Genomic DNA, 8,226 nt, shown 5'->3' with positions numbered 1-8,226 from the left:
GCGCCTGTGCGGCTCGCGCAGCAGTGCCGCGTGCCGCCGATAGCCCGACGGGGCGACCTGCAAGACCTTGCAGATCGGCTCGACCCCGAAGGTGTCACGATGCCTGTCGATGAAATCCCTCAGGACTTCAGCCGGCGGTCGAGCTCCGCCTGGGCGAAAAACGTGCTCGCCAGCTTCAGGATTTCGTTGGCTCGGCGCAGTTCCTTGACCTCGCGTTCGAGCTCCTTCATCCGCTGGGCCTCGCTGGTCGTGACGCCTTCGCGCACGCCGTTGTCGACCTCGTCGCGCTTGACCCATTCGTTCAGCGTCTGCGGCACACAGCCGATCTTCGGTGCAATCGATTCGATCGCCGCCCACAGCGACGGGTACTCCCCACGGTGCTCCTGCACCATCCTCACCGCGCGCTCACGCACCTCAGGTGAAAACTTGTTCGACTGCTTCATGGCTCAATCCTCTCAGAGTGTTGAGCCTCCACAAATCCGGGGCGATTCAACAGCCATATGGGCGCGCCCGCCGACCTCGTTCAGCGAAGCCGACGGCTAGAAGTTGTCTGCGTCGAACTTCGGTATGTCGCGCGCCATGTCCAGCAAGGCCTTCGCTCGAGCAGTCACGAACTCAGCAAGGGTCTGAACGAATGCAACCTCCTCCCCCGTGTATGCGGTGTCAGCCGCCTGCACGGGAGCCTCTTTTAGCGCGAGCTCGCATAGTCGCTTCAGCTCTCGTGCGAAATATTTGCGGTCAACGCCCGCGCGCAAGCAGTAGTCCGCAAGTGCGAACGAGAGCACGGCCTCCAGCTCAAACTCGTCGCCGAATGCCATCGCCAGGTCGTGATCGAATTTCTCGTACTGCACCACGCTCACCAGGTCATACAGGGGCGTCGGCGTGAGGCCTGTGCGGTCAACGAAAAACGAGATGTTCTTGCCGTGTGAATCGCTGTTGCCGAGGAGCAGCGTCGTCACTGCCCACAGGACCAGCCGCTGGGTGGCCAAAGCAGGCTCGACAAAGCTTGGCTTGAGCGTGCCGAGCTTTTCGAAGCTGGCGCCATCGCGAATGTGCCGTACGTCCGGCGCATCCCCCACGTTTCGCTCGTACTTCGCGCTCACAGGCAAATCCAACGCTTGGCAGCCATCGATGATGTGCACCCGCTCGACGCCGGCTGGCGTGCTACGACGGTCGAATCGCACGATGCTCAACACAGGCGACGGCACGCGCAGAATGCTCACCTCCGCGGCAAATGACGCATGCCAGCGCCGCTGGCTGATACGATTGGCCAGCTGCATGCAGAAATGCTCGTTGGCCACCATGAACCGTGCCGCATCGCCCGTGGGTTCTGGCTTGAGGATGTGCGTCGACGACAGCGTCCCGTCGACCAGGAACAGTTCTCCGTCTTCGATGGCCACCAGCAGCTTGTCCTGATGCCCCGCGATAGACATTCGAACCTTCCCGTCCCACCGGTTGAACGGTTCGTTCGCGCGGTTGTCGATGCGAGCCTGCAGCTCCTCGAACGTCAAGTGCCGGCGCAGCGGTTCTTGCTCTGCGGGAACCTGGCCGGCGGGAACGAAGCTCAGCGCGCCGGCGGTCTCGTGACCAAGATGGCGAAGCAGCCCGAAGACGTTGTTGCGCGCCACCCGGGCATCGCTGGCAGCCACAACCAGGGCTTCGCCTTCAGGGAGCAGGTTCTCCAGAAAGCGGCGGATTGCCTGGGGCGCCGCTCCACCCTCCAGGGGCAGATGTGGCGAGAGCGGGTACCGGTCCGGAAGCTCGAGCCATGCAGCTTCGTATTCGAAATGGAAGGCATCTTGCGCTTGGTCATAGCCCAGCGTGCCGACCCGTGCGGCTCCAGCGCACACATCGAGGAGGTACCCTTCCATTACGGAGCCCCACCCTTGTGTTTGCGCTGTATCACGTCCTCGAGGTCAGATACGAGAGTTTTGGGCACGATCAACATGCGCAAACCCATGCTCTCCAGCACCCGCATCAGCTTGTCCACCGTCACCGGCTTTCCGTTTTCCAGCCGTGACAGCACGTCACTGGAGACACCACTGAGCGATGCCGCGTCATCGATACGCAGGTGAGAGTGCGCGCGTCGATTTCGAACGATCTTTCCCAGTTGCTCTAGCGTCGCAGCTGCTGGACTGAGATTTTGCTGGAATGTGGGAAGGGTGCGGGCCATTATTGTTCCGGGTTTACCGGAACTATACGCTCACTACCTAAAATCATCTATTAGTTTCGCGATTCCGTAACAAACACAGAATGCGATCAGAATGCCAAATTGTTCCGGTATGGCGGAACAATACACCCCCCGAAACGCCGGCATTTCGGCCCAGACGGTGATGTCGTCGGGCGTCCCCCATGAGCACGTAGGGTGCCGTCCTCCAATCTCGTGGAATGTGTGGCCAGTTGGCCAAACTGGCGGAGACGAGCACCATGGACCTCTTGGAGCCGGCGTTCGAGATGGGGGCGGGAGGCTGAGCAGGCTTTTGCGGAGCTGGTGGACTACTTTCGGGAACACCGAAATCGCGCGGGCATGTACAGCAAGTCCGGCAAATTCGAGGTCTAGGATGTCCTGCAGGCGCAGATCGATGATCTGCTCCAGCTCCGGGTGTCGTTGTGCCATGCGGAGCGCAAAGTGCAGCTCAAGTTCGGCGGTGATGCGGAGGCCAAGCCGATGCCAGCCAAGATTCTGTATGTGGTCGCGTTTCCGCTCGGCCAGGAACCAGCTGAGTTCGCGACACCGCGCAAAGGCGGGCTCTAGCACTGATGCGTCGGGCGGCCGATACGTTCGTAGTACGCGCAGTGCCGCCACCAAATCTGGTGTTAGTGCCAGTGCAATCTGGACCAGCTGATCTCGATTGCACCGGCGCCAAGACACGCTCGTGGTGGAGAACACACCCGGCGCCGGCGGAAGATCGCGGTTGATGCGCTGCGTGCCGCCCCCGGGCGACGGCAGCGTGGCATGCTGTGCGCTGACTTCCTGCAATCGATCTATGCGTTTGTCTTCAACAAGCTCAACTACGCTGCGCAGCGGGATATCCTGCCGGCGTCGACGGTCGTCGAGTTTCCGATGGCGCTGGCTGTCCCCGCGTCCTCGCCCGTCAAGACCTTTGCCGAATATGCGCAATGGGTGCAGCCCATTTCGAGCATGCCAACTTCGGCCACGCAGCATCGGGAGGTCCAACCCATTTCTTGGGATTGCAGATCGCCAAGGTCATCGGAACACCGCTGCAGGACGTGCCGTTTCAGGGGGGGCAGCCCCGATGATCGGGAACCTAATCGGCAGCAATGTCGCCGCGGGAAGTTTGACGGTTGGAGACTTCGCGCAGCACCACAAGGCCGGCAAGCTTCGCGTGCTGGCAGCCACCTCTGCGCAGCGCTCGCCGCTATTGCCTGACGTTCCGACGGTCCGACGTTCGGCGAATTCGGCCGAAAGAGCTCACCGCGGTGGGCGTACTGGCCATATGTCTGCCTCCTGGACCGCCTGCCGTTATCGTCTCCGAATGGAGCACTGCGATCCGAGAAGCCGTTGCAACCGAGCCATCTGCGCGCAAGGTCCTTACGCTCGGCTTTGTGGAGACGGGAAGCTCGCCGGCTGAGGCCCGAGCCAGGTTCGGCGAGATGCGTGCCTTCTGGGAGCCTGTCGTCAAAGCTTCGGGATTCAAAGCGGACTAGGACCGTGGGCCGTGGGGGGGCCGGTGATCGCACGCTTCCGGAGAGCAGCTCGACCAAGGATTGCGGCTTCGAAGAAAAAGAGGCGCGACAGTGCGCTCGTCGGCCGCAGGGTTAGCCAGGGCCGTCGCTCGCGGCCGCAAGCAGCGGCACCAGGATATCGCTGATTGGCGTCGGGATGCCACGAGCGCGGCCGCGACGGGCAATGATCCCGTTGCGGACATCCCATTCCAGCGGCCGGCCGGCCTCGCGATCCGTGAGGATGGAGGTGCCCATGTCCGCGGGAGATGCCTGGAACTTGTCGAGAATTTCCCGCAGCACCTCGTCGCCGAGTTCCGCACCCTCGGCGCGGGCTACAGCGAGGCATTCCCGGAGATAGGCGAGGGCCAGCTCGGCGATATCGGACCGGCTAAACATGCCGGAACGCCGGTGCGTGAGCGCCATGAGTCCGGCCGCCGCGTTCTGCAGCAGCTTGCGCCATGCTAGCGCGGTGAAGCTCGCCGACAGCTCGACGCGACACCGGCTGCCTTGCAGCGCCTCTGCCACTACGCCTGCCTCCGGCGTGTTTGGCAGGCTGAGGCGCATGTCCCCGCGCAGGCGCACCGAGCCATCGGGTTGCGCTTGTGCAGGAAACCACACGACCGTGGGAACGACCCGCGCGCGTGGGGCATGGAGGGCGACTCGCTCCAACTGCTCGACGCCGTTCTGCAGCACGCATACCACCGTGTCCGGGCCGCACAACGCGGCGAGCCATGCGGCGGACGCCTCGATCTGTGTCGCCTTGACCGCGATAAACACGAGGTCGACGGTGCGCCCGACCTGTGCGGGATCTACCCGGACCGGGACGGGAACGGTGACGAGGCGGTCGCCATCCTCCAGCGTTAGGCGGTCGCGATGTGTTCGGCCGCACAGCAACGGCGTGCGACCGACTTCGTGCAGGGCCACCGCGACCGCGGTGCCAATGGCCCCCGGGCCCACAACGGCGATGGATGAATCGTTGAGTGCATTCATGAAGACAGGCTCCTTCGACTGGCGTGATTGGTGTCGTGTCGATCGTGCTTGCAACGACCGGTGGACAATGTAATATATTACGAAATATGAATGAAAATGGTAATTCAGTTTCGGTTGGCGCGCGACTGATGCAGTGGATCGGAAGCATCCAGGCCCGCAGTGGCGACCTCGCTGCAAGCGAAGCAAAGGTCGTCGAGCTCCTGCTTGCCGATCCCTTGTTCGTCGGGGCGAGCACGACCGCGCAGGTGGCCGCCCGTGCCGGGGTCTCGCCGCCGAGCGTGGTCCGTGCCGCACGTGCGATCGGGTTCAGCGGGTTCGCCGAACTGAAGATCGAAATCGCTCGTGCACGCGGAACTACCCGGTTCTTCGCGCCCCCTGACGCACTCGCCGCGGGCGCGACGACGGCAGCGGTGCTCGAGGCCTCGATCCGCGCAGGCGCCGACGCGCTGACCGCGCTCGGCGGGGCCGTCGAATTGGCCGCGCTCGACCGGGCGGTGAGCACCATCCAGCGCGCGCGCCAGGTGATCGCCTTCGGCGCCGGCCCCTCTGCGACGGTCGCCGCCGATGCGGTGTTCCGTCTGCGCGCGGTCGGCGTGATGACCATCGGCATCCCGGATCACCTGTCGGCGATGATTGCTACGCGCCTCCTCAGACCCGGTGACGCCGTCATCACCGTCAGTTCGACCGGGCGCACGTCGACCACGCTCGCCATCGCCGATGCGGCGTCTTCTGCCGGTGCCTCGCTCATCGCCGTCACCAACCAGTACGGCACACCCCTGGCGGCCCTCGCGGACGTCGCCCTGGTTGTCGGGGGTGCACCGCTGCCGGCCCAGATGGCTGCGGCCGGGAGTCGGCTGGCGCAGCTCGTGGTGATTGACGCTCTGGTCGCGGCCCTTGCTCTGCGCGACCCGCAGCGCAGCCGCCGTGCGGAACGGGCGGGCATCGACCTGCCTGACATCGGCTGATGCTGCCCGGCACCGTCGCGATGGTCCTCGCCGCGGCGATCGCCCACGCGGTATGGAACCTGGCCTCGAAGTTCAAGCGCGGCGATGCCGTGCTGTTCGTCGGCGCCTACACCTGTGCTTCGGCGCTGCTGTGCTTCCCGATCAGCCTTGCCTTCGGCGCAAGCGCGCAGCAGATGCTCGACGGGCGGCTGTGGGGCGGTGCCGCTGTCTCGGCCGTGCTGCACGCTGCCTACTCGCTCATCTTGCAAGCCGGGTACGACCGTGCCGAACTGGGCGTGGTCTATCCGGTCGCGCGTGGTACCGGACCGGTGCTGACGATGCTTTTCGCCATCCTGCTCCTGGGTGAACGGCTCAGCACAGGCGCGATGTTCGGTGCGTCGCTTGTCGTGGCCGGCATTCTCGTGGTCACCGGCAACCCGTTCGGCCGCGGGGGCGGCCGCCCGCTGCAGGGCTTGCTCTGGGGCGCTGCGACGGGGGCGACCATCGCCGCGTACACGCTTTGGGACGGCTACTCGGTCATCGGACTGCACTTGGCGCCTCTGAGCTACTACGCCTCTACGCTGCTGCTGCAGAGCCTGATCCTGACGCCCAGCCTGTTGCGCCGACGCCGTCATGTTCGCGCGGCCCTTCGTGCCGACGCCGTTCCGATCCTCATCGTGGCGGTGTTCTCTCCGCTTGCGTACGTCCTGGTTCTCACCGCCATGCTGAAGGCGCCGGTGGCGCTCGTCGCGCCGCTGCGCGAATCGTCGATCGTCATCGGCTCGCTCGTCGCGTGCCTATGGTTCCGCGAAGGTCATCTTGCGCGCCGCCTCTCCGGCGCAGCCGTCGTGCTGGCCGGAATCGTGGCGATCAGTCTTTGAGGCTGTTTCCGAGCCGGCGCCGCGCGCGGTAGCAAGGGTTCACAGGTAAGGACTGGCTGCCCCTAACGAGTTTCAGCCTGAGTACGATGGGCCCCATGGATCAGCGGTACATGCCTTCTTGATCGGCTCCTGGCGGCTTGGGGCGGCAGCCTGCGCAGAAGTGTTGCCGACGCGCGAGGGGGCAATCCGGCGCGCCGCCTCGCATCGCTGCTACCGGACAGAACGGATCCAATCTCTAAAAAGCTTCACGGGAGCCTCTGCGGCTTTCAGTGGACCGCAGACCAAGTAGTAACCAGACTCCGTTCTGGCGACGTGATCCACGGCAATCACGAGCCGCCCGCTGCGGAGGTCGATGTCAACGTAGGCCCGCTGGGCGACGGCAACCCCCAATCCATCGGCCGCAGCCGGGTGGCACAGCGCAGCATTCGCCAACGTGATTCCATGCAGGCGCGGGGAATCTACAAGTTCAGCCGAACTGAACCATAGCGACCAATACACCAGCGAGCACTTCCAGGAGCTGCTCAAGGAGCAAGGCATCACGTGCAGCATGAGCCGCGCGGGCGAGGTCTCGGGCAACTCGGCCATGGAGAGCTTCTTCAGTTCACTGAAGGCTGGGCGCACGGCCAGAAAGATGTACCGGTTCAGGGAACAGGCCCGCGCCGATGTGTTTGACTACATCGAGCGGTTCTACAACCCGAAGCGTCGTCATTCGACGCTCGGCTACGTCAGTCCGATAGAGTTCGAGAAAGCTCAAAAAGCTTAGGTCGATGTCCATGAGACCGGCTGCAGCCCAGTCGGCCATCGTGTCAGCTTCGTCGACCAAAGCCTCAAACGTCAGGCCGGAGAGATCAAGTGCCTCAACCAGCGCACCGCCACCGTCCATGGCCGCGCTTGGCGGGACGGCTTCGGCCTGCTTCGGCACGTCGCCGACGTCACGCCCTAGACCGCAGGACCGTCAACGACGGCCTTGAGCGGACTAAGACCCTCGACCGCAGGCCCTAGTTCAGACTAGCTGCTCTACAAGCGAACAGGGGTGCACATTCATGGCAGCACAGATCGCGATGAACTCTATGACGTCCAGCTGGCGTTCGCCGTTTTCGTACTTAGAGACGTAGGACTGCGGTCGCTTAACGCGCTCCGCTACCTGCAGCTGTGTCAGCCCAGCTCTCGCACGTGCCTCGGTGAGAAGCAGACGAAGCTTCTTATACGGAGGTGAATGCAGGCCACGGGACATTCATCAAACGTACATCCCGTTTTAGAATATCCCGTATTAGGATTCGACGTCTGGTCGGCGTTTCACTTTCGAGGACGATGGACATGGCTAACCGACAAGTTGCTTCGCTTTTCCCGACAGCGCGTCCGTTCAGGCTGCCCGTCTCAGTGACGGGAGCCCGGCCGCGGCGGCTGGCACCGGTGATACGCAGTGCTTCAGCATCGCTCATCGGCGCGCAGGTGAAGGCGCTGCGGATGGCAGCCGATACGTCCGCCGGTGCACTTGCCTCGACATCGGGCGTTTCACGCTCGATGCTGTCTCGCATCGAGAATGGCTTGGTGTCGCCTTCGGTGGAGACTTTGGACCGCATTGCGCAGGCACTTCACGTGCCTGTGTCGCGCTTCTTCGGCGACCAAGCGCGCCGGACGGATTTCTGCCATGTGCCAGCGGGGCGCGGCCTCGTGGTCGACCGCGTCGGGGCGGTGGCGGGCTACCGCTATGAACTGCTCGG

9 protein-coding genes, 2 pseudogenes and 1 other annotated feature are annotated in these 8,226 nt (G+C 63.9%); of the genes and pseudogenes, 5 read left to right on the top strand and 6 right to left on the bottom strand.

From position 1 onward, the window contains the following. The 3 genes and pseudogenes from BM004_RS40260 to BM004_RS40250 form a co-directional block, all read right to left on the bottom strand. Positions 1-443, bottom strand: a pseudogene (locus tag BM004_RS40260) (transposase); the annotation flags it as partial. Continuing rightward, positions 49-165: a sequence feature (AL1L pseudoknot), on the bottom strand. (Overlaps the previous pseudogene by 117 nt.) A gap of 96 nt (positions 444-539) precedes the next feature. Beyond that, the gene (locus BM004_RS40255) at positions 540-1,871 is read right to left on the bottom strand and encodes a HipA domain-containing protein (protein ID WP_093222528.1); all 1,332 of its coding nucleotides are present in this window, start codon (positions 1,869-1,871) and stop codon (positions 540-542) included. Beyond that, positions 1,871-2,173, bottom strand: a complete 303-nt coding sequence (locus tag BM004_RS40250; protein WP_093222525.1) for a helix-turn-helix domain-containing protein — start codon at positions 2,171-2,173, stop codon at positions 1,871-1,873. The genes BM004_RS40255 and BM004_RS40250 overlap by 1 nt, the downstream gene beginning before the upstream one ends. Positions 2,174-2,629: 456 nt before the next feature. Here BM004_RS40250 and BM004_RS42385 point away from each other — a divergent pair, with 456 nt between their 5' ends. Then, a complete protein-coding gene (locus tag BM004_RS42385) occupies positions 2,630-2,755 on the top strand; it encodes a hypothetical protein (protein WP_256220317.1) in 126 nt (41 codons plus the stop codon). 1,025 nt (positions 2,756-3,780) lie between these two features. On the opposite strand, the gene BM004_RS40235 is transcribed toward BM004_RS42385, so the two are convergent. Beyond that, on the bottom strand, positions 3,781-4,677 hold the full coding sequence (locus BM004_RS40235) for an oxidoreductase (protein WP_093222523.1): 897 nt from the start codon (positions 4,675-4,677) through the stop codon (positions 3,781-3,783). A 128-nt stretch (positions 4,678-4,805) separates the two neighbouring features. On the opposite strand from BM004_RS40235, the gene BM004_RS40230 reads away from it, so the two are divergent. Together BM004_RS40230 and BM004_RS40225 are read left to right on the top strand one after the other, a co-directional pair. Continuing rightward, on the top strand, positions 4,806-5,642 hold the full coding sequence (locus BM004_RS40230; protein WP_256220314.1) for a MurR/RpiR family transcriptional regulator: 837 nt from the start codon (positions 4,806-4,808) through the stop codon (positions 5,640-5,642). Continuing rightward, the gene (locus BM004_RS40225; RefSeq protein ID WP_093222519.1) at positions 5,642-6,502 is read left to right on the top strand and encodes a DMT family transporter; all 861 of its coding nucleotides are present in this window, start codon (positions 5,642-5,644) and stop codon (positions 6,500-6,502) included. The genes BM004_RS40230 and BM004_RS40225 overlap by 1 nt, the downstream gene beginning before the upstream one ends. A 210-nt stretch (positions 6,503-6,712) precedes the next feature. Here the strand turns inward: BM004_RS40225 and BM004_RS40220 are convergent, their stop codons facing one another. After that, entirely contained in the window at positions 6,713-7,039 is a 327-nt protein-coding gene (locus BM004_RS40220) for a LysR substrate-binding domain-containing protein (protein ID WP_256220313.1), read from the bottom strand. Between BM004_RS40220 and BM004_RS40215 the strand changes: the two are divergent. Beyond that, positions 6,948-7,265, top strand: a pseudogene (locus tag BM004_RS40215) (IS3 family transposase); the annotation flags it as partial. The gene BM004_RS40220 and the pseudogene BM004_RS40215 overlap by 92 nt on opposite strands. A gap of 240 nt (positions 7,266-7,505) precedes the next feature. On the opposite strand, the gene BM004_RS40210 reads toward BM004_RS40215, so the two are convergent. Further along, positions 7,506-7,736, bottom strand: a complete 231-nt coding sequence (locus BM004_RS40210) for a helix-turn-helix domain-containing protein (protein ID WP_093222516.1) — start codon at positions 7,734-7,736, stop codon at positions 7,506-7,508. Positions 7,737-7,918: 182 nt separating this feature from the next. On the opposite strand from BM004_RS40210, the gene BM004_RS40205 reads away from it, so the two are divergent. Continuing rightward, positions 7,919-8,226, top strand: a 308-nt coding sequence (locus BM004_RS40205) for a helix-turn-helix domain-containing protein (protein ID WP_143072699.1), incomplete at its 3' end; no start/stop codon positions are given.

The organism is Variovorax sp. OK212 (assembly GCF_900112425.1).
GTDB lineage: Bacteria > Pseudomonadota > Gammaproteobacteria > Burkholderiales > Burkholderiaceae_C > Variovorax.
Note: the sequence above shows the minus strand (reverse complement) of the source record. Positions and strands in the feature narration are given on the sequence as shown.

Excerpts from the sequence above, each read along its gene's own strand:
- BM004_RS40255 (WP_093222528.1), bottom strand. The coding sequence starts at position 1,871 with ATGGAAGGGTACCTCCTCGATGTGTGCGCTGGAGCCGCACGGGTCGGC.
- BM004_RS40250 (WP_093222525.1), bottom strand. The coding sequence starts at position 2,173 with ATGGCCCGCACCCTTCCCACATTCCAGCAAAATCTCAGTCCAGCAGCT.
- BM004_RS40230 (WP_256220314.1), top strand. The coding sequence starts at position 4,806 with ATGCAGTGGATCGGAAGCATCCAGGCCCGCAGTGGCGACCTCGCTGCA.
- BM004_RS40210 (WP_093222516.1), bottom strand. The coding sequence starts at position 7,736 with ATGTCCCGTGGCCTGCATTCACCTCCGTATAAGAAGCTTCGTCTGCTT.
- BM004_RS40235 (WP_093222523.1), bottom strand. The coding sequence starts at position 4,677 with ATGAATGCACTCAACGATTCATCCATCGCCGTTGTGGGCCCGGGGGCC.
- BM004_RS40220 (WP_256220313.1), bottom strand. The coding sequence starts at position 7,039 with ATGCCTTGCTCCTTGAGCAGCTCCTGGAAGTGCTCGCTGGTGTATTGG.
- BM004_RS40225 (WP_093222519.1), top strand. The coding sequence starts at position 5,642 with ATGCTGCCCGGCACCGTCGCGATGGTCCTCGCCGCGGCGATCGCCCAC.